This is a genomic window from Flavobacterium covae, assembly GCF_001534645.1.
Lineage (GTDB): Bacteria > Bacteroidota > Bacteroidia > Flavobacteriales > Flavobacteriaceae > Flavobacterium > Flavobacterium covae.
In genome coordinates, this window is sequence record NZ_CP013992.1 from 217,876 (window position 1) to 237,813 (window position 19,938).

16 protein-coding genes are annotated in these 19,938 nt (G+C 30.4%); 6 read left to right on the forward strand and 10 right to left on the reverse strand.

Features of this window, described 5'->3' with window-relative positions; translation table 11 throughout:
* Positions 1–171: 171 nt before the first annotated feature.
* The 3 genes from AWN65_RS00945 to AWN65_RS00955 all read right to left on the reverse strand — a co-directional run bounded on the left by AWN65_RS00945 (position 172) and on the right by AWN65_RS00955 (position 2,124).
* Positions 172–579, reverse strand: coding sequence for a hypothetical protein (locus AWN65_RS00945; protein WP_060381446.1), 408 nt, complete (start codon positions 577–579; stop codon positions 172–174).
* An 82-nt stretch (positions 580–661) separates the two neighbouring features.
* Entirely contained in the window at positions 662–1,681 is a 1,020-nt protein-coding gene (pheS, locus tag AWN65_RS00950; RefSeq protein ID WP_060381447.1) for a phenylalanine--tRNA ligase subunit alpha, read from the reverse strand.
* A gap of 86 nt (positions 1,682–1,767) precedes the next feature.
* Complete coding sequence (locus AWN65_RS00955) at positions 1,768–2,124, reverse strand: hypothetical protein (RefSeq protein WP_060381448.1); 357 nt, start codon at positions 2,122–2,124, stop codon at positions 1,768–1,770.
* A gap of 124 nt (positions 2,125–2,248) precedes the next feature.
* On the opposite strand from AWN65_RS00955, the gene AWN65_RS00960 reads away from it, so the two are divergent.
* On the forward strand, positions 2,249–2,815 hold the full coding sequence (locus tag AWN65_RS00960; RefSeq protein ID WP_060381449.1) for a CvpA family protein: 567 nt from the start codon (positions 2,249–2,251) through the stop codon (positions 2,813–2,815).
* A gap of 196 nt (positions 2,816–3,011) precedes the next feature.
* Here the strand turns inward: AWN65_RS00960 and sufD are convergent, their stop codons facing one another.
* The 5 genes from sufD to AWN65_RS00985 all read right to left on the reverse strand — a co-directional run bounded on the left by sufD (position 3,012) and on the right by AWN65_RS00985 (position 8,258).
* Complete coding sequence (gene sufD / locus AWN65_RS00965; protein WP_060381450.1) at positions 3,012–4,328, reverse strand: Fe-S cluster assembly protein SufD; 1,317 nt, start codon at positions 4,326–4,328, stop codon at positions 3,012–3,014.
* A 453-nt stretch (positions 4,329–4,781) separates the two neighbouring features.
* A complete protein-coding gene (gene sufC / locus AWN65_RS00970; RefSeq protein WP_060381451.1) occupies positions 4,782–5,531 on the reverse strand; it encodes a Fe-S cluster assembly ATPase SufC in 750 nt (249 codons plus the stop codon).
* An 11-nt stretch (positions 5,532–5,542) separates the two neighbouring features.
* Positions 5,543–6,034: a flavodoxin family protein gene (locus tag AWN65_RS00975; protein ID WP_060381452.1), complete on the reverse strand. Its 492-nt coding sequence runs from the start codon at positions 6,032–6,034 to the stop codon at positions 5,543–5,545.
* A complete protein-coding gene (sufB, locus tag AWN65_RS00980) occupies positions 6,034–7,482 on the reverse strand; it encodes a Fe-S cluster assembly protein SufB (RefSeq protein ID WP_060381453.1) in 1,449 nt (482 codons plus the stop codon). Before sufB ends, AWN65_RS00975 begins: the two co-directional genes overlap by 1 nt.
* Positions 7,483–7,928: 446 nt before the next feature.
* Positions 7,929–8,258: a HesB/IscA family protein gene (locus tag AWN65_RS00985; protein ID WP_060381454.1), complete on the reverse strand. Its 330-nt coding sequence runs from the start codon at positions 8,256–8,258 to the stop codon at positions 7,929–7,931.
* 164 nt (positions 8,259–8,422) lie between these two features.
* Here AWN65_RS00985 and AWN65_RS00990 point away from each other — a divergent pair, with 164 nt between their 5' ends.
* The 5 genes from AWN65_RS00990 to AWN65_RS01010 all read left to right on the forward strand — a co-directional run bounded on the left by AWN65_RS00990 (position 8,423) and on the right by AWN65_RS01010 (position 15,306).
* Positions 8,423–9,382, forward strand: coding sequence for a YjgN family protein (locus AWN65_RS00990; protein ID WP_060381455.1), 960 nt, complete (start codon positions 8,423–8,425; stop codon positions 9,380–9,382).
* A complete protein-coding gene (locus AWN65_RS00995; RefSeq protein WP_060381456.1) occupies positions 9,382–10,461 on the forward strand; it encodes a M48 family metallopeptidase in 1,080 nt (359 codons plus the stop codon). Before AWN65_RS00990 ends, AWN65_RS00995 begins: the two co-directional genes overlap by 1 nt.
* A 386-nt stretch (positions 10,462–10,847) precedes the next feature.
* Positions 10,848–11,708, forward strand: a complete 861-nt coding sequence (locus AWN65_RS01000) for an MBL fold metallo-hydrolase (protein WP_060381457.1) — start codon at positions 10,848–10,850, stop codon at positions 11,706–11,708.
* A gap of 60 nt (positions 11,709–11,768) precedes the next feature.
* Complete coding sequence (locus tag AWN65_RS01005; protein ID WP_060381458.1) at positions 11,769–13,379, forward strand: S8 family peptidase; 1,611 nt, start codon at positions 11,769–11,771, stop codon at positions 13,377–13,379.
* Positions 13,380–13,440: 61 nt separating this feature from the next.
* A complete protein-coding gene (locus tag AWN65_RS01010) occupies positions 13,441–15,306 on the forward strand; it encodes a M1 family metallopeptidase (protein ID WP_060381459.1) in 1,866 nt (621 codons plus the stop codon).
* A 1,682-nt stretch (positions 15,307–16,988) separates the two neighbouring features.
* Here AWN65_RS01010 and AWN65_RS01015 read toward each other — a convergent pair.
* The gene (locus AWN65_RS01015; protein ID WP_060381460.1) at positions 16,989–18,887 is read right to left on the reverse strand and encodes an amidophosphoribosyltransferase; all 1,899 of its coding nucleotides are present in this window, start codon (positions 18,885–18,887) and stop codon (positions 16,989–16,991) included.
* An 89-nt stretch (positions 18,888–18,976) separates the two neighbouring features.
* Positions 18,977–19,903: a PfkB family carbohydrate kinase gene (locus AWN65_RS01020; RefSeq protein WP_060381461.1), complete on the reverse strand. Its 927-nt coding sequence runs from the start codon at positions 19,901–19,903 to the stop codon at positions 18,977–18,979.
* Positions 19,904–19,938: the final 35 nt, after the last annotated feature.

The following is a 19,938-nucleotide window of genomic DNA, read 5'->3' on the forward strand; positions in this document are numbered from 1 at the left end:
AGCATCATAGGGGAACGTGCGTCGTGTTGCGACCCAAAAACCTATTTTTAAACATTTGAATCCTTTAAAAAACAAAAATGACCCAAATTTGTAAATCAAAATGGGTCATTGTTTTATTTTTTTACAAAAGTGAGGTTACTTCTGAATGTGCCTATCTTCTTTTTAGATCATTTATTTTACTACCACTCCATTTTGCCATAAAATAGGGACTTCTTCAGTAGCACGTTCATTAATTGTATTTTGTCGGAAAGTAAATTTTTTGTCGTAAAGTGTATTTTCTATAAAATAAGTTACCATAAACTCATTATTAAGGGCTAGAACACTATTTTCTATCATTTCTATTTTTAAAGCAGAAACACTTGGTAATGTTTTAAATCCGTGACGTAACAAAGATGTTTTGCGCATTTCACCTTCTATTTTGCCGTAAGCTTTAGAAACGACTATAATATTTTCTAATTCAAAATCAGAATCATTAATAAGGTAAACATTCCATACTTTATCCATAAAATCATCATTCCATTCTTGTACAGCGGCTAAAAATACATTTTCTACTTTAGGGATTATAATGTCTTTTTTCATTTTAGTATTAATATTAAAAAGAAGAAAGTCAAAAGTTTGTTTCATTTCGCACTTTTGACTTTCAATATTTGGCTATATGTAATTATATACTTGATTTAAATTGTTCTAAGAAACGTACATCATTTTCATAAAACATACGAATATCTCCAATTTGGTACAATAACATAGCAATACGTTCAATACCCATACCAAATGCAAATCCGTTATATTCTTCAGGATTAATATCACAATTTTTTAGTACGTTAGGATCGACCATTCCACATCCCATGATTTCTAACCAGCCTGTTCCTTTGGTAATACGATAATCTATTTCGTTCTTTAATCCCCAGTAAATATCTACTTCAGCACTTGGTTCAGTAAAAGGAAAATAGGAAGGGCGTAAACGGATTTTGGATTTGCCAAACATTTCTTTGGTGAAATAAAGCAAAGTTTGTTTTAAATCAGCAAAAGAAACGTCTTTATCAATATATAAACCTTCTACTTGATGAAAAATGCAGTGGGAGCGTGAAGAAACGGCTTCGTTACGAAAAACACGTCCTGGAGAAATGGTACGAATAGGAGGCGTATTATTTTCCATATAACGCACTTGTACAGATGAGGTGTGGGTGCGTAATAAGATATCGGGATTAGTTTGAATAAAGAAAGTATCCTGCATATCACGTGCTGGATGGTATTCAGGTAAATTTAAAGCGGTAAAATTGTGCCAATCGTCTTCAATTTCAGGGCCTTCAGAAACGTTAAAGCCTACATTTGAAAAAATATCAATAATTTGATTTTTTACTAATGATATAGGATGTCTTGAGCCTAATTTAATAGGTTCAGCAGGACGTGTTAAATCACCATATAGTCCTTTGGTTTCTTCTTTGCTTTCTAAAGCTTCTTGAATTGATTTTACTTTTTCTTCTGCTGTATTTTTTAATGTATTAATAATTTGACCAAAATCTTTTTTTTGATCATTAGGGACATTTTTAAATTCAGCAAAGATGTCTTTTACTAGTCCTTTGCTTCCAAGAAACTTAATTCGGAATGCTTCTAATTTTTCCTTATCCTGTGTATCAAAAGCTTGGGCTTCGGCAATGTATTCTTTAATCTTATCTATCATCGGTTCTCCTTTGAAAGGTGCAAATTTAATTTTTTTTTAGTGATTAGTTTAATTAATATTTCTAATTATTTGTTTCTGTGTGCTGACTATTCAATAATTTTTTTTTCTACAAAATAATTCACAATGGCTTCTTTCATTAAAACAGATTGTTCACCTGCCTTTAACGGTGGTAGTTCTTCTTTTATTTTGTAATGAGGCCAGCCTTCTTGATCAAAATAGTCAAATTCGTAATAGCCATAGGGTTCTAATAATCTACAGATGGCTATGTGCATTAGGTTTACTTTTTCATCTTTTTTAAAGTTTTGATTAAATTTTCCTAATTCTTGTATACCTACAAGGTAAATAATGGCATCTAAATCAAGTTCATCACCATCGGCAAATTTATTAGATAGAAACCTAACAATTTGTTCCCAACGTTTTTTTAATTGTATATCTCGACTCATTTTATATAGACGAAAGAAGATAGATTAAAAGATTTCTTCTTTCTGCAAATATAATACTAATAAGGGATAGCCTTCTTTTTTCTTTCTTGTTTTCTCTTTTTATTATATTTGAAAAAAAGAAAAAATGGGATTTATAGATTTTATTATAGGAACTTTATTAGTTTTTGGATTTTATAAAGGATTTAAAAATGGTTTGTTTGTTGAGCTAGCTTCTTTGGTGGCGTTTTTTGTAGGAATTTTTATCGCTATTAAATTTTCGTATTTTGTGAGTGGTATTTTAGAAGAGAATATATTGTGGTCGTCTAAAACAATTCAAGTTTTGGCATTTGTTATTACTTTGGTATTGGTTGTATTAGGAATTCATTTGATTGCAAAATTACTTTCAAGTATTGCTAGTTTTGCTTTTTTAGGGTGGGCTAATACGTTAGTTGGAGGACTTTTTGCAACATTAAAATCAGCTTTATTAATTGGTGTAGTTTTAAATCTTTTTCAGAAAGTAAATGTAAATGATATGATTGTAAGTAAAGAAACACAAGAAAATTCTTTGTTTTTTAACCCTTGTATGAAAACATCTGAAATATTATTGCCCGTTTTAGGAGATTGGTTTGCTGATTTAAAAGAGAAGTCCGATAAATGGGATGAAAAAACGGATGATGTAAAAAAACAAGAAGGTCAAGAGGGTATACATTGAAAAGATGATATAGGGTTGAACTAATATTAATTGTTTTTTATACTTAGTAAAATGGTATTGATTAGCAAAATCAATAAATTATAGTTGAAAACCCCGTTTTGGCAAGAATAGCTAAAACGGGGTTTTTATATTTTAGAGTAGTTATTTTGTACGAATTGAACAAATGCTTTTTAATTAGGTTTTATAAATAAGCGTTTTATAGATCAAATCCCATATTGACACCTAATTTAGTGGCGATAATTTTGCCAATTTTTTCTTTTAATTCAGGTATTTTTATGCTTGAAGTTACTTCGCTGGTAAAAGCATACATTAACAGTGCTTTGGCTTCTTTTTTAGGAATGCCACGTTGTTGCATATAAAATAAAGCACTTTCGTCTAGTTGACCAATGGTGCACCCATGTGAGCATTTTACGTCATCAGCAAAGATTTCTAATTGTGGTTTTGCATTTATAGATGCTTTTTCACTTAATAAAACGTTGTTGTTTTGTTGGAAAGCATCTGTTTTTTGAGCTTCTTTTTCAACGTAAATTTTGCCATTAAAAACACCCGTTGCATGATCGTCTAATATACATTTGTAGTTTTGATGGCTTTCACAATTTGGTTGCGCATGCTGAACTAATGTATAATGATCCACGTGTTGTTTATCTCCAATGATTGTAATTCCTTTCAGGGTAGAATCAATACGTTCTCCTTGGTGATAGAAATTTAAATTATTACGTGTAATATTTCCTCCAAAAGAGAATGTATGTACAGAAACACGACTTTCTTGTTTTTGAGCAATATAGGTATTGTCAATTAAATTAGCGGATTGTAAATCATTTTGAATTTTATAGTAATCTACAATGGCTCGTTTTTGGGCAAAAACTTCTGTTACTGAATTAGTGAAGACAGGATTTTTGTTTAAACTTTGATGACGTTCGATAATTTGTACATGTGCATTTTCACCTACAATAACTAGATTACGAGGCTGTATCATTAGAGCATTTTCAACACCAGTTGAGAAATAAATAATTTCAATAGGTTTTTCAACTACTTTACTTTTAGGAATGTTTATATAAGCTCCTTCATAGGCAAAAGCGGTATTTAAGCTAGTTAATGCTTCTTCCTTACTTGCTATTTGATTAAAGTAGGTGTCAATAACCATTTTATATTTGGGTTTTGTTAATGCTGAGGACATTAAACAAACATCTAATCCGTCATGCGTAGTTGAGGATAAAAAAGTGCTAAAAACACCGTCAATAAATACTACTTTGTAGGTGTCAACATTGTTGATAAAGTATTTTTTTACATCCTTAATTTCAACTGCATTTTCTTTTTTAGGGAAGATACTAAAATCATTTTTTAATACTGTATTAAGCGATGTATATTTCCAAGCTTCCTCTTTTTTTGTTGGAAAACCTTTAGCTTCAAAATTTTTTAATGCGGAAGTACGAAGGTCGTGTAATTCAGTGGTTACATCTACCTTTTCTTCAAACGCCATAAAAGAGGAAAGTAATTTTTCTTTTAAATCCATACTTCTTTTGTTTCAAGTTTCAAGTTTCAAATTCCAAGTTATTGGAATTAGGTTTCTTTGAAATCTTTCTTATTTAAATAAGCAATAAAATTTTTAATAATTCTATCGCTTAGATTTTATACTTATTTTTTAATTCTATGAATTTATCTTTTAAAATATATTCATAGTCATAAAGTCTATATATTTGAGAACCGTATTTTTTGTTTGAATCTTTTGAAATAGATAAGAGTTATTTGGTTTTTATGTTTCTATCTTTTTCAAAATCTTCTGTCTATTACTGATTCAGAAGAAGATCTAACTTGTTCTTTAAATCTGAAATCAGTTTTTAGTTCCGTTTCTTTTAAAATTAAATGAGTTTTTTTAGTTAATAATTGTGTTTCTTGCTAGATTTCTAATTTTTCAAACTTATTTATTGTAGTCATATAATTTGAAATCCGAAACTTGAAACAAAATTTATACGAGTTCATTTTTAATCCAATCGTATCCTTTTTCTTCTAATTCAAGGGCTAATTCTTTAGTACCTGATTTTACGATTTTACCATCCATTAGTACGTGAACAAAATCAGGAACGATATAGTCTAATAAGCGTTGATAGTGTGTAATTACTAAAACCGCGTTGTTTTGATTTTTTAATTTATTTACGCCATTAGCTACAATACGTAAAGCATCAATATCTAAACCTGAATCTGTTTCGTCAAGAATAGCAATTTTAGGTTCTAACATTGCCATTTGAAAAATCTCATTACGTTTTTTTTCACCTCCTGAAAAACCTTCATTCAGTGAACGAGAAAGGAATTTTCTATCCATTTCTAATAACTCTGACTTTTCACGGATTTTTTTCAGCATTTCGTTAGCAGGCATTTCTTCCTCACCATTTGCTTTACGTTTTTCATTAATGGCTGTTTTAATGAAGTTAGTTACTGAAACTCCTGGGATTTCAATAGGGTATTGAAATGATAAAAAGACACCTTTGTGTGCTCTTTCTTCAGGTGCTAATTCAGATAAATCCTCACCATCAAGGATGATTTCACCTTCTGAAACTTCATAATTTTCATTACCAGCGATGATTGACGATAATGTTGATTTTCCAGCACCGTTTGGTCCCATAATCGCGTGAACTTCTCCTGCTTTAATTTCTAGGTTGATACCTTTTAATATTTCTTTATCTTCTACTGAAGCGTGTAAGTTACTAATCTTAAGCATTTTGTTTTATTTTATAAAAAAGCTAATTCTATGTTGTTTAATTCTTTAGGATTGTCAGCGTTAATATGCTTATTTCCTATATATTGCATTCCTAAATATTCGGCTGATTTTTGAAAAGGAATATAGAAACTATAATCTAGATCTTTTTCGGAATCATGTGAATTAGAGATTACGACCATTTTTTTTTCTCTTAATTTTCTACCCCAATCTTTATCAATTCGGATTAAATCAGAAAAACGATCAAAAAAAACCTTCATGATACCGCTCATGTTGTACCAATATATTGGTGTAGCAAATAGGAGGGTATCGTATTTTTCTATGATTTCCTTCATTAGTGGAAGAAAATCATCTGTTATATTTTTGTTCTCATAATCGTAATATGTAAATTGATAATCACTTAGATTAATGATATCCATTTTATATTGCTCTGCAATAGCATCAGCAATTGTGGTGGTATTACCGTTTTTACGAGATGAACCGACTATAATTACTGAATTGCTCATTATCCTACTGAACCTTCTAAAGAAATTTCTAATAATTTTTGTGCTTCTACTGCAAATTCCATTGGAAGCTTATTTAATACTTCTTTGCTAAAACCGTTTACAATTAAAGCAATTGCTTTTTCTGTAGGAATGCCACGTTGATTACAGTAAAAAATTTGATCTTCACCAATTTTAGAAGTGGTGGCTTCGTGTTCAATTTTAGCGGTTGAATTATTGGATTCAATATATGGAAACGTATGTGCACCACAGTTGTTACCCATTAATAAAGAGTCACATTGAGAGAAGTTACGTGCATTTTCGGCACGTGAACTAATTTGCACTAATCCTCTATAGCTGTTTTGTGATTTTCCAGCAGATATACCTTTAGAGATAATGGTTGATTTGGTGTTTTTACCTAAATGGATCATTTTCGTTCCAGTATCTGCTTGTTGAAAATTGTTAGTAACGGCAATAGAGTAAAATTCGCCTATTGAGTTATCTCCTTTTAGTATGCAAGACGGGTATTTCCAAGTTACGGCAGAACCTGTTTCAACTTGTGTCCAAGAAATTTTAGCGTTTTTTTCGCATAAACCACGTTTAGTTACGAAGTTGTATACACCGCCTTTTCCTTCTTTATTTCCTGGATACCAGTTTTGAACGGTTGAGTATTTAATTTCGGCATCGTCAAGAGCGATTAACTCTACTACTGCTGCGTGTAATTGGTTTTCATCACGACTTGGAGCTGTACAACCTTCAAGGTATGATACATAACTTCCTTCATCTGCAATGACTAAAGTTCTTTCAAACTGACCGGTTCCTCCTTGGTTAATACGGAAATAGGTAGATAATTCCATAGGGCAACGAACGCCTTTTGGTATATAACAGAAACTGCCATCAGAAAAAACAGCGGAATTTAAGGCAGCATAGAAATTATCTTTTTGAGGAACAACTGTTCCGATATATTTTTGAACTAATTCAGGGTGTTCCTGAATAGCTTCTGATATAGAACAAAAAATAATACCTTTTTCAGCTAAGGTTTTTTTGAATGTAGTGGCAACCGAAACGGAGTCCATTACGATGTCAACGGCAACACCTGCTAATTGTTTTTGTTCATCAATTGATATTCCTAACTTTTTAAATGTTTCTAACAACTCGGGATCTACTTCATCTAAGCTATTGTACTTATCTTTTTTCTTGGGTGCGGAATAATATGATACTGCTTGAAAATCAGGTTTTTCATAATGAACGTTAGCCCATTCTGGTTCTGTCATTTCATTCCAAATACGAAATGATTCCAAGCGCCATTCAGTCATCCATTCAGGTTCATTTTTCTTTTTAGAAATGGCACGAACAATATCTTCGTTTAAACCTGCAGGAAACGTTTCTGATTCGATATCGGTATAAAAACCATATTCGTACTCTTTGTTTTCTAATTCTATTTTTAAATCGTCTTCGGTATATTTTGACATAATGTATCTAAAAATGTAAAAATTTTAAAAATTTAAAAATCTATAAAAATGAAACAAAATATTGTACTTTTTTATTTTTAAATCTTTTTAATTTTTGATTCACCTTATTCTGTTTCTGTTTTAAATATTTAATAAATTCTCTGGTTATTTTGAAATTTAACTTTGTTATTTCTACCTCAATAGAATTAATTTCTGTTTATAAATCTGACATAAATAGAGAAAATTAAATACCTTTTTATATTTATTTGCTGATTTTTTGTTTTTTCAAAAATCAGTGATAATTAATTGAATATATAGAGCGTTTTCTATAGATAAAGCTTTTGTAGATCCAAAAAATGATAATTTTTAATATTAAAATAAATGGTTTTCAATATGTTTTGATCTCTATCAGATTTAAAACGTATTACTCATTTCTTTTAGTTTTTATTTCTTGGACCTTTGTTTAACTATAAAGAAAAACTCTCTCCACATCCACAGGTTCTTTGTGCATTGGGATTGTTAAAAACAAAACCCTTACCATTAAGCCCTCCTGAATATTCAAGTACAGTGCCTATTAGATATAAATATGATTTTTTTTCAACAGCTATTTTAACGTTATTGTCCTCAAAAACCTTGTCATTTTCAGTGGTTTCTTTGTCAAATTTAAGTTCATAAGACAAGCCTGAACAACCGCCACTTTTTACCCCTACACGTACGAAATCTTTTGAAGCATCAAAGCCGTCTTCTTTCATCATATCTATGATTTTCTTACTTGCTGATTCTGAAACTTTTATCATTTCTTATTTTGATTTTGTCTAAATTAATTGCAAAGGTACAACATAAAAATTCTTTTTCATAATCTCTAACATTTTTGTAATCAATTTTATAATAAAAAATAGTTATGATAGATTATTGAAATCCTTTATATTGCGTTACAAAAAACAAATTAACTATTTAAAAAATGGATCAAAAATTAAAGCAAGCTAAAAACTACAATGTGGACTTTTGCGGAAAAGGTGAAACGTATTTTGGAATTTTAATTCTTAATTGGGTCTTAAATGCTGTAACATTAGGCTTTTATCATCCTTGGGCAAAAGAAAAACGACTAAAATATTTGTATAGTGAAACAACTTTAGACGGGAGTCCTTTTGAGTTTCATGGTACAGGAAAAGAAATGTTTAAAGGATATATAACAAGTATTGCGGTTTTTTTAGGTTTAGCGGTTATTTTTGGTTTAATTTATTATGCAGGATTTGAAAGTATTGCTTTCCTTTTTTTAGTAGGTGTTATTTTAGTTATAGTACCTTTTGCCATACACGGATCTTATCGTTATAGAATGTCTAGAACTTCATGGAGAGGGATTCGTTTTGGATATAGAGGAAACCGTAAAGAATTGATGGTTAATTTCTTAAAATGGTTTGGGCTTACTGCAATAACATTTGGTATTTATGGATCTTGGTTTACAATTAATTTAAGAAAATATACTCTTCAAAATATTCGTTTAGGAAATATAAAAATGGAGTATGAGGGAAATGGGGGAGATTATTTGATACTAAATATTAAAGGCTATTTTTTAACTCTGTTTACTCTTGGTATTTATGGTTTTTGGTGGCAAAAAGAAATTATTGAATATTACATTAATAATCTAAAAATGTATAAAGATGAAGACGAATTAAAAATTTCTACCAATATTACAGGGGGAGAACTTCTTAAAGTAGCCATTGTAAATCTGTTAATTATCACGTTTACTTTTGGTATTGGAACAGCTTGGGTTGAAATGCGTATTATGAAGTTCCTATTGTCCTCTATTCAATTAGAAGGAACAATTGATCTTAGCACAATTAATCAAACAGAAGAGATTTATAAAGATGCTACAGGTGAAGATATGGAAGATATGTTAGATATGGATTTAGTAATATAATGACAATAACTAAGGCACAAGCTATATATTATGATGGGGTTTCTTCTAAACCCCATTTCGTTGAACTTTTTTTAGATGTTACAAAAAACTGCCTGTTCTTTGAAAATAAAGAAAAAGGTTGGTTAAATTGGTCAATTAATGAATTAGATAAAACTTTTCAATCCAATATAATAATATTGCATTATAAACCAGATATTTCGCAAAGTATTCAAATAACGGATCAAAAATTCATACAAGACTTTAAAGTATATTTATCCGAAAATAAACAACTTAACTGGAGTCAGAAAATTAGAAATTTAAATTTAACTATAGTTATTTCTATAGCCATGGTTTTATTTGTCTCCGTTATTTTGAGCTATTTTTATGTAGTACCATGGTTAGGAGAAAAAGCCGCCGTTTTATTACCTCAAAGTTTTGATGATAAGTTGGGAGTTTCAGCTTTTAATCAATTTATTTTAACTGAAAATAAAAAAGAAAAAGAGTCTCAATTATTACAAGAATTTGCAGATCAACTAAAATTAAAAAATACTAAAAAATTACATTTTACGATAGTAGATTCACCTGTAGTAAATGCGTTTGCTCTTCCTGATGGAAATATAGTGGTTTATAAAGGAATATTAAATAAGATAAAAACGTATGAAGAATTAGTAGCCTTACTAGGTCATGAAACAGCTCATGTAAACCAAAGGCATGCAATAAAATTATTATGCAGAGATTTATCAGGGTATCTTTTTTTATCAGTAATGTTGGGGGACATAAACGGTATCATGTCTGTGGTAGGACAACATGCAGATAGTTTGTATTCGCTCTCCTTTTCTAGAAACTTTGAAACACAGTCAGATGAGGAAGGTTTTAAACTAATGTTGGCTAATCAAATAGATCCCAAAGGAATGATAGATTTATTTACCACATTAGAAAAAGAAGAAAACTCTACAGCTTTATCAGTTCCTGAATTTTTGAGCTCACATCCTATAACTAAAGAACGAATTAATACTATACAAAAATTGATCGTAAAAAAGACGTATAACTTTAATAAAAATAAAAAGCTTGAGTACCTGTTTAATGAATTAAAAAAATGAAAACTATTCTTGTTCTAGAAATTTTATATTCTGGAATTATTGCTTAATGTGAAAACCAAATTATATGTTCGATTTTATGATAGAAATAAAAGCATAAAGAAAAAGTTAAAGATAAAAAAATATTAAAAAATACTCTGTGTAGATGATAAAATGATTCAAACATTCAAAATAATACAGTATGAATCATATAAAACGTGAATATAAAAGAAAACGAACTCCATTTAATATCTATTTTGTGTAAGTAAAGTTATAAGAGAAACCTCATACATCTTTTTAGTATATTTGACTTTCGTAATCATAAATTAAAGACATAAAAAAGATCTTCTCAAAGCCTATACTAAAACAATGGCTTTATGTATCAATATAAAAAATAAAGTTTGAATATTATGAAAATATATCCCATAGAATCAGGTAATTTTAAATTAGACGGAGGCGCTATGTTTGGAGTTGTACCCAAAGCTATTTGGAATAAAACCAATCCTGCAGACGCTAATAACTTAATAGATATAGCAGCTCGTTGTATGCTCATTGAAGAAGGAAACCGGTTAACTTTGATAGATACAGGAATGGGAAATAAACAATCCGAAAAATTTTTTGGTTATTACTCTTTATGGGGAGAGGATACTTTGGATAAATCATTAGCTAAATATGGTTTTCATCGAGAGGATATAACAGATGTATTTATGACCCATTTGCATTTTGATCATTGTGGAGGATGTGTCAACTGGAATAAAGAAAAAACAGGCTATGAAGTAGCATTTAAAAAGGCAACCTATTGGACTAATGAAAACCATTGGGAATGGGCTACTAAGCCCAATCCAAGAGAGAAGGCCTCTTTTTTGAGTGAAAATATTTTACCCATGCAAGAAAGTGGGCATTTAAATTTTATAAAAAGACCTGATTCAGACTATGGAATTTCAGATGAGTTGAATTTTGGTATTTTATATGTTGATGGTCACACGGAAAAACAAATGATACCCCACATACAATATAAAGATAAAACAATCGTTTTTATGGCAGATTTGTTAGCTACAGCAGGACATATACCTCTGCCTTATGTAATGGGATATGATACTCGCCCGCTACTAACACTATCCGAAAAAGAAAAATTTTTGAACGAAGCAGCCGAAAAAAACTTTTATTTATGGTTGGAACATGATGCACATAATCCTATTATAACAGTTGAAAAAACAGAAAAAGGAGTTCGATTAAAAGAAACTTTTCAACTAGAGGATATATTAATCTAATGTTAAAACAACTTTTTGATATTAATATAAATAAGATATTTACAGCCTAAAATTATATTTATGAGAATTTTAAAAACGATAACTTTTACAGGTACTATAGGAATGATGATTGCTAGTTGTAGTACGCCAAAAGGAATTGTGAGCATTGACCCTAAAAAAATTGATCAAATCCCTTTAAAAATGACTCCCATTAAGGAAAAAGACTTACAACGTTGGAGTCATCTAGATCTTATTAAAGATACAATTCCAGGAATGGGAGTTGATAAAGCGTATGAACAATTATTAAAAGGGAAAAAAGCAAATAAGATCATTGTAGGTGTTATTGACTCTGGAATTGATATTGAACATGAAGATTTAAAACCAGCCATTTGGAAAAATTCCAAAGAAATTCCAGGAAATAAAAAAGATGATGATAATAATGGTTATATAGACGATGTTCATGGATGGAACTTTCTAGGAGATGCAGATAACGAACAGTTAGAATTAACCCGCATCGTGAAAAAAGGAAATGATGGTTCCGTTCAATATGAAAACGCCTTAGCACTTTTAACACAAAAAAAATCTGAGCTAGAACCTCAAAAAACACAAATAGATGCAATTGTAAATGCAGATAAAAATATTGCAGAGTATTTAAAAAAGAAAAATTACACCCTTACAGAAGTAAAAACAATCAAAACAACAGATCAAACACTACTTCAATCTCAAAACATTATTGGGCAAGTATTGTCTAACATGGGAGGAGATAAAGCAAAATTTGATACTGAAATAGGAGAGTATAAAGACTATGTTTATGATCAATTAAATTATAATTTAAATACAGAATTTGACGGACGTAAACCAGTAGGCGATAATCCTTACGATATTACCCAAACAAAATATGGTAATAGTAATGTTATAGGTCCTAAAAAAGAAAGCGGTAAACACGGAACTCACGTAGCGGGAATTATAGCACAAACTAGAGGTAATGGAAAAGGAGGAGATGGTGTAGCATCAGAATATGTTCAAATTATGGCATTGCGTGCAGTTCCTAATGGAGATGAATATGATAAAGATATTGCATTAGCCATTCGTTATGCAGTAGATAATGGTGCTAAGGTAATCAATGGAAGTTTTGGAAAAGCTTTTTCTCCCAATAAAGAATGGGTTTACGACGCTATTAAATATGCAGCCTCCAAAGATGTACTTTTTGTTCATGCAGCAGGAAATGATGCAGAAAATATTGATATAAAACCTAATTATCCTAATGATGCAGAAGGAAGTAATCCCGAATTTGCAGATAACGTAATTACAGTAGGTGCTTTAAATTACGAATATGGATCAAAAGTAATGGCTAATTTTTCTAACTACGGAAAGATAAATGTAGATGTTTTTGCACCAGGAGTAAAAATATACGCAACCGTTCCTGACAATAAATATGAATATTTACAAGGTACCTCTATGGCATCACCCAATGTTGCTGGAGTAGCAGCCTTAATAAGAGCCTTTTATCCATCATTAAAAGCAGCTCAAGTAAAACAAATTTTAATGGAATCAGGAACCTCTCTAACTAACAATTTCGCTCTAGCTGGCGAAAATGCAGAACCTACTACTTTAGATAAAATTTCTAAATCCGGTAAAATAGTAAATGCTTATAATGCCTTAAAAATGGCTGAAAAAATCATAAAAAAATAACTCTTAGTTTAAATTATTACATTTGGAAGGGATTTAATCCCTTCTTTTTTATTTAATAGATATGAAAAAATACGTACTATTCTTTTTCCCTTTATTGGCTTTAGCGCAAAAAAATCCTAATTCCGGTTATTGGCAACAGCATGCTGATTATAAAATGGAAGTTAATATGGATGTGAAAAATTATCAATATAAAGGAAAACAAACATTACTATATACTAATAATTCTCCAGACACCTTAAAGAAAGTATATATACACTTGTATAACAATGCTTTTCAGCCTAATAGTCCTATGGATGCGCGTTTAAAATCAATTAAGGATCCCGATGGACGTATGGTAAATAAAGTAAAAGTAGAAGGTAAAGAAGTAAAAGAAAGTAGAATTAGCACCCTAAAACCTAATGAAATAGGATATTTATATGTCAATAATTTAAAACAAGACGGAATAGCCGTTATAAGTAAACGTGTAAGTACCATTTTAGAGGTAAATTTGGCAAAACCTCTTATGCCTAAAACAAGCACTACCTTTACAATGGATTTTGATGGACAAGTACCTGTTCAAATTCGTAGAAGTGGTAGAAATAACAAAGAAGGAATAGAGCTATCTATGTCACAATGGTATCCTAAAATAGCTGAATATGATATAGATGGTTGGCAAGCAGACCCTTATATTGGTCGTGAATTTCATGGCGTATGGGGTAATTTCGATGTTAAAATTACAATAGATAAAGAATATACATTAGGAGGAAGCGGATATCTACAAAATGCAAATGAAGTTGGAAAAGGATACGAAGAAAATGGTTTTAAAGTAATATATCCTAAAAAAACAAAAAACCTGACATGGCATTTTATAGCTCCCCAAGTTCATGATTTTACTTGGGCTGCAGATAAAGAATATCTTCATGATAAGTTAATACGTCCTGATGGTATTACACTACACTTTTTATATCAAAATAAGCCTGAAATTATTCAAAATTGGAAAAATTTACAACCTAAAACTTCTCTGTTGATGGATGTATACAATAAAACAATTGGTCAATATCCTTATAAACAATATTCTGTTATACAAGGTGGAGATGGAGGTATGGAATATGCAATGTGTACCTTAATTTTAGGAGAAGGAACGCAAGAAGGCCTAATAGGGGTTACAGCTCATGAAATGGCACACTCTTGGTTTCAACATATTTTGGCAACAAATGAAAGTAAATACAGTTGGATGGATGAAGGTTTTACCACTTGGTTAGAAAATTATGGATTAAATGAAATAGCAGAAAAAAAAGTAGAAAATCCTCATGAAGATTCTTATAAGGCGTATTTTTTATTAGTAAAATCAGGAAAAGAACAACCACAAACCACCCACGCAGACCATTATGATGAAAATAGACCGTATAGCATTCAAGCCTATAGTAAAGGTAATCTATTTTTAACACAATTAGAATATCTTATAGGGAAAGAAAACTTAAGAAAGGTTTTAAAACGTTATTATGCCGATTTCAAATTTACACACCCAACCCCAACAGATATTATTCATACAGCTGAAAAAATAACAGGAGCCAATCTAGATTGGTATCTGACAGAATGGACTAAAACAACAAATACCATTGATTATGCAATAAAAGAAGTAGTTGAAGAAAAACAGTCAACAAAAGTTATCCTAGAAAGATTGGGAAGAATGCCTATGCCACTTGAAATAACTGTTTTTTACGAAAATGGTACCCAAGAACTCTATTATATACCTCAAACAGCTATGCGTTGGTCAAAACCCAATGAATCTAATTTAAAAAGAAATGATTTAGAAAGCTGGGATTGGGCTTATCCAGTGTATGATTTTGTCATACCATCTTTGAAACAAAATATAAAAGCAATAGTAATTGATGCTAAAGGAGAAATGGCTGATATAAAAAAAGAAAATCAAATATATAAATTGTAAAAAAAAAATAATGAAATCTATTTTAGGTTTTGAAAAATTCTTTTAGCTATCAAAAAAAGATATTATAGATTTAGCTGTTGAAACAACAACTTTATAACAGCTTTTTTGGTCTCCATAAATAAGTTAAGAATATTGTAAAAATCTAATAAAGAAATAGTTTCTAATACCATTTAAACTTAAAATATACTGGATTAAAAAATAAAGTTCTCGATACGTTTTTTTATTTTAGAAACAACTCGAACAAACGGTTGAGTATATAATTGAAATCATCGTTAGTTCGAGAGCGAAGCACATCGAGAACCAATACTAATTTTTATTGCTTTTGTAGGATAGTGTCTAAATCAACATGCAGTTTGTCACTCCTGCGTAAGGAGGAGTCTCATAATCAATATTATGTGATTTCTCCCTTTGCTCGAAATGAAAGATTGCGAACTTTTTGAAAAGTTTTAAGGTTTAAAAAATAGTATTATAAGGAAATTTCAAAGTTTAAATGGTATAGTATAGATTTTCAGCTAAAAAGCAGAAATACTTATTTTTTGAAATATACATTCATAAAAAATATCAACCTCTATTTTTTGCTCCTAAAAATAGGGGTTTAATTAAATTATGAAATGCTTTAAATGTTTTACTGTATTTGGGACAAAAAATGAATAGTTTTAGATTAAAAGCTGTTTATATGTAATAAAAATCCATTGTTTGACTTAGGTTTTTTTAAAAAAAAAGGTAGAGAAACTCTCTACCCATTTTGCCCCAAATCTACCATAACTTAACCTACTTACGTAATGGTAGATCAAATTTAAGATGAGGGTGTGTGTTATCCAAAAATAATCGTTAAAAGGAATGAATAATCGTTGAAAATAAAATGATTGTAAAAAAAATGTATCTAATTGATAATTAAAAAGATAAAAACGTTTTTAAGAGCTAAAAAAACAAGTGTATAAAAAAAGACAGAACAAAGTTCTGTCTTTTTTTTTGCCCCAAATCTACCATAATTTGACCTACTTATTGTAATGGTAGATCAAATTTAAGATGAGGTTGTATGTTATCCAAAAATAATCGTTAAAAAGAAAGAATAATCGTCGAAAATACAATGATGAACTTTAGTTGTATCTAGTTGATCCTTAAAAGTATAAAAAAATATTTTTTAAGAATTAGGAAGAAGTATTTAAAAAAAAGGCAGAACTTAATTCTGCCTTTTTTTGCCCCAAATCTACCATAACTTAACCTACTTATTGTAATGGTAGATCAAATTTAAGATGAGGTTGTATGTTATCCAAAAATAATCGTTAAAAGGAAAGAATAATCGTTGAAAATGAAGTAATTATGCGTTAAACTCAATAAATGGAGTGAGCTTGCTTTTTTGTGATTCAAATTAATATGAATTGTATACTTAATTTATCAATTCTATAAATATTTGACTTGATCCATTAATTGCGTGAAATAAAAAAGAGAGTATAATTTTTGAATGAATATTAGTTTACGGAATTTAGAGTTTGATCTTTTTAATAATTAAGAAAGTTACTAAAAATAAAAAAGACAGAAGCTTATTCTGTCTTTTTTGCCCCAAATCTACCATAAACTTAACCTACTTATTGTAATGGTGATCCAAATTTATAGAGAGTATAGGTTATATTGAAATAAAATCGGTGAAGTGTTTAAAAACTCGATAAAATACACTTTTTTTAGTAAGCTCTCATGTTTTTGCCTTCGTAGAAGTTCATAAAAGCTCTATTTACAACACGATTTCCTCCATCCGTAGGATAGTTACCCGTAAAATACCAGTCACCTAAATTTTTTGGACAAGCTTCATGTAAATTTTGAACAGATTGGAAAATAATTTTTATTTCTGCATTTATAGTAGGTTCTTTTAACATTTCAGCAATTTTGTCTGAAATTTGTTCATCTGTAAATTGAGCATATAATTCATTTACATAATTTACAACCTCTGAGTCTTGTTTATGCTCTTGTGCCTTACATTTTGTGTAAACTTCGTCTACGAGGTGGTATTTTTTGTTCTCTTTTAATAACTCTAACATAGCTTGAAAAGCTATTAGTGTTTCAAGTTTAGCCATATCAATACCATAACAATCTGGATAACGAATTTGTGGGGCAGAAGATACTATAATAATCTTTTTTGGATTTAATCGATCCATCATTTTGATAATACTTTTCTTTAAAGTAGTGCCTCTTACAATACTATCATCAATAATAACAAGATTGTCTGATTTTTTTACCACTCCATAGGTTACATCATATACATGAGCTACCATGTCATCACGAGAATCATCATTTGTAATAAAAGTTCTGAGTTTTGCATCTTTTATTGCAATTTTTTCAGATCGAATTTTTACATCTAAAATTTCTTTAAGTTTATCAGGTGATAATTGTTCTTTGTATTGTAAAATGGTATCTATTTTACGTTGATTTAAGAAATCATTAGCTGCTTCTATCATTCCAAAGAACGAAGTTTCGGCTGTATTAGGAATATATGAAAAAACGGTATTATTTGTGTCGTGGTTGATAGCTTTTAAAACTTGTGGAAGGATTAATTTGCCTAGATTCTTTCGTTCTTGGTAGATTTCAGCATCGCTTCCTCTAGAAAAATAAATACGTTCAAAAGAACAAGCTTTTTTAAGCGTAGCTTCTCTTATTTTCTCATCAATAACGAGGCCATTTTTCTTTATAATAATGGCATGACCAGGGGTAATTTCTTGTATAGATTCAAAAGGTACATTGAAAACGGTTTGAATTACGGGACGTTCAGAGGCTACTACAACAATTTCTTCATCATGGTAATAAAAAGCTGGGCGTATACCTGCTGGATCGCGTGTAACAAATGCGTCTCCGTGTCCAATTAAGCCTGCCATGGCATATCCGCCATCCCAATTTTTAGAAGCTCTTCGTAAAATACGTCCTACATCTAATCTTTCTGCAATAACAGGTGTTGCTTCTTGTTTGCTAAGACCTTCTTCTTTGCATTTTTGGTATAATTCCGTTACTTCATCATCAAGGAAATGACCAATTTTTTCCATAACGGTTACAGTATCTGTCATTTGCTTAGGATGTTGTCCTAAACGTACTAAATCGCTAAATAATTCTTTTACATTGGTCATGTTGAAGTTGCCAGCAACGATTAAGTTACGGTTCATCCAGTTATTTTGACGTAAGAAAGGGTGTACGTTTTCAATGCTATTTTTTCCAAATGTTCCATAACGAACGTGACCAAGGAAGACTTCCCCAATATAAGGAGTGTTTTCTTTTAATAAATCTATATTGTTTTTGTATTCAGGATGTAATTCTAATTCATGATTGATGCGTGAATTAATTTGTGCAAAAATGTCTTGAATGGGTTGTGCTTGATTAGAACGTATTCTGCTAATATAGCGTACTCCTGGATTTATGTCTAGTTTTATACTGGCTAAACCAGCACCATCTTGACCTCTATTGTGTTGTTTTTCAAGAAGTAGGTACATTTTTTCAACCCCATAAAAAGCAGAGCCGTACTTTTCTTTGTAATATTCTAAGGGTTTTTTTAATCTCAAAAGTGCTATGCCGCACTCGTGTTTAATTGCATCGCTCATTGTGTTGTTGTTGTGTGTAGTTATGACCGAAAAGCATCGGTTTTTTATGAAATTTAATTAAAAAAGCCCCGAAAAATCGAGGCGTAAATTTATGATAATTCTATATCAAACTGTGTTAAAGCTTTAAACTGTTTTAATCGGCTTTGGGCTTCTTCTTTTGTTAGGCTAACCATTCGTTCTGTACCAAATTTTTCTACACAAAAAGAAGCTAAATTAGATCCGTGTACAATTGCGGATTTCATGTTTTCAAAAGAAATGTTTTCGCTTTGTGTTATAAAACCAGAAAAACCTCCCGCAAAAGTATCTCCAGCTCCTGTTGGATCATATACTTCTTCTAAAGGTAATGCAGGGGCAAAAAAGACTTCTTTTTCATTGAATAATAAAGCACCGTGTTCTCCTTTTTTGATCACTACATATTTAGGTCCCATCTCATGGATTTTAGCAGCAGCTTTAACTAAAGAATATTCGCCAGATAACTGACGTGCTTCTTCATCGTTAATAGTAATTACATCCACTCGTTTCATAACTGCTTTTAGTTCTTCTAAAGCACAATCCATCCAAAAATTCATTGTGTCTAGAACAACTAATTTTGGTTTTTCTGTTAATTGATCTAATACACTTGATTGTACTAATGGGTGTAAATTACCTAGCATTATTACATCCGAATTCTTGAAGTTTTCAGGAACTACGGGTTTAAAATCAGCTAATACGTTTAATTCAGTTACTAATGTATCGCGAGAATTTAGATCATTATGATATTTTCCACTCCAGAAAAAAGTTTTACCTCCTTTTACAACCTCTAAGCCACTTACATCTATGTTTCTAGATTTTAATAAGTCAATGTATTCTTGAGGGAAATCTTCTCCCACAACAGATACAATGGCTGATTGTAAATTAAAATTAGAAGCAGATAACCCTATGAAGGTAGCAGCTCCTCCTAAAATTTTATCAGTTTTACCAAACGGGGTTTCAATAGCGTCAAAAGCTACTGTTCCTACAATCAATAATTTGTTCATAAACGAATTGAAAATTAGAGCGCAAAGTTACAATT

Bases quoted from the DNA above. Each gene is read 5' to 3' on its own strand.
- AWN65_RS00945 (WP_060381446.1), bottom strand. From the start codon at position 579: ATGAAAAAAGACATTATAATCCCTAAAGTAGAAAATGTATTTTTAGCC.
- pheS (WP_060381447.1), bottom strand. From the start codon at position 1,681: ATGATAGATAAGATTAAAGAATACATTGCCGAAGCCCAAGCTTTTGAT.
- AWN65_RS00955 (WP_060381448.1), bottom strand. From the start codon at position 2,124: ATGAGTCGAGATATACAATTAAAAAAACGTTGGGAACAAATTGTTAGG.
- AWN65_RS00960 (WP_060381449.1), top strand. From the start codon at position 2,249: ATGGGATTTATAGATTTTATTATAGGAACTTTATTAGTTTTTGGATTT.
- sufD (WP_060381450.1), bottom strand. From the start codon at position 4,328: ATGGATTTAAAAGAAAAATTACTTTCCTCTTTTATGGCGTTTGAAGAA.
- sufC (WP_060381451.1), bottom strand. From the start codon at position 5,531: ATGCTTAAGATTAGTAACTTACACGCTTCAGTAGAAGATAAAGAAATA.
- AWN65_RS00975 (WP_060381452.1), bottom strand. From the start codon at position 6,034: ATGAGCAATTCAGTAATTATAGTCGGTTCATCTCGTAAAAACGGTAAT.
- sufB (WP_060381453.1), bottom strand. From the start codon at position 7,482: ATGTCAAAATATACCGAAGACGATTTAAAAATAGAATTAGAAAACAAA.
- AWN65_RS00985 (WP_060381454.1), bottom strand. From the start codon at position 8,258: ATGATAAAAGTTTCAGAATCAGCAAGTAAGAAAATCATAGATATGATG.
- AWN65_RS00990 (WP_060381455.1), top strand. From the start codon at position 8,423: ATGGATCAAAAATTAAAGCAAGCTAAAAACTACAATGTGGACTTTTGC.
- AWN65_RS00995 (WP_060381456.1), top strand. From the start codon at position 9,382: ATGACAATAACTAAGGCACAAGCTATATATTATGATGGGGTTTCTTCT.
- AWN65_RS01000 (WP_060381457.1), top strand. From the start codon at position 10,848: ATGAAAATATATCCCATAGAATCAGGTAATTTTAAATTAGACGGAGGC.
- AWN65_RS01005 (WP_060381458.1), top strand. From the start codon at position 11,769: ATGAGAATTTTAAAAACGATAACTTTTACAGGTACTATAGGAATGATG.
- AWN65_RS01010 (WP_060381459.1), top strand. From the start codon at position 13,441: ATGAAAAAATACGTACTATTCTTTTTCCCTTTATTGGCTTTAGCGCAA.
- AWN65_RS01015 (WP_060381460.1), bottom strand. From the start codon at position 18,887: ATGAGCGATGCAATTAAACACGAGTGCGGCATAGCACTTTTGAGATTA.
- AWN65_RS01020 (WP_060381461.1), bottom strand. From the start codon at position 19,903: ATGAACAAATTATTGATTGTAGGAACAGTAGCTTTTGACGCTATTGAA.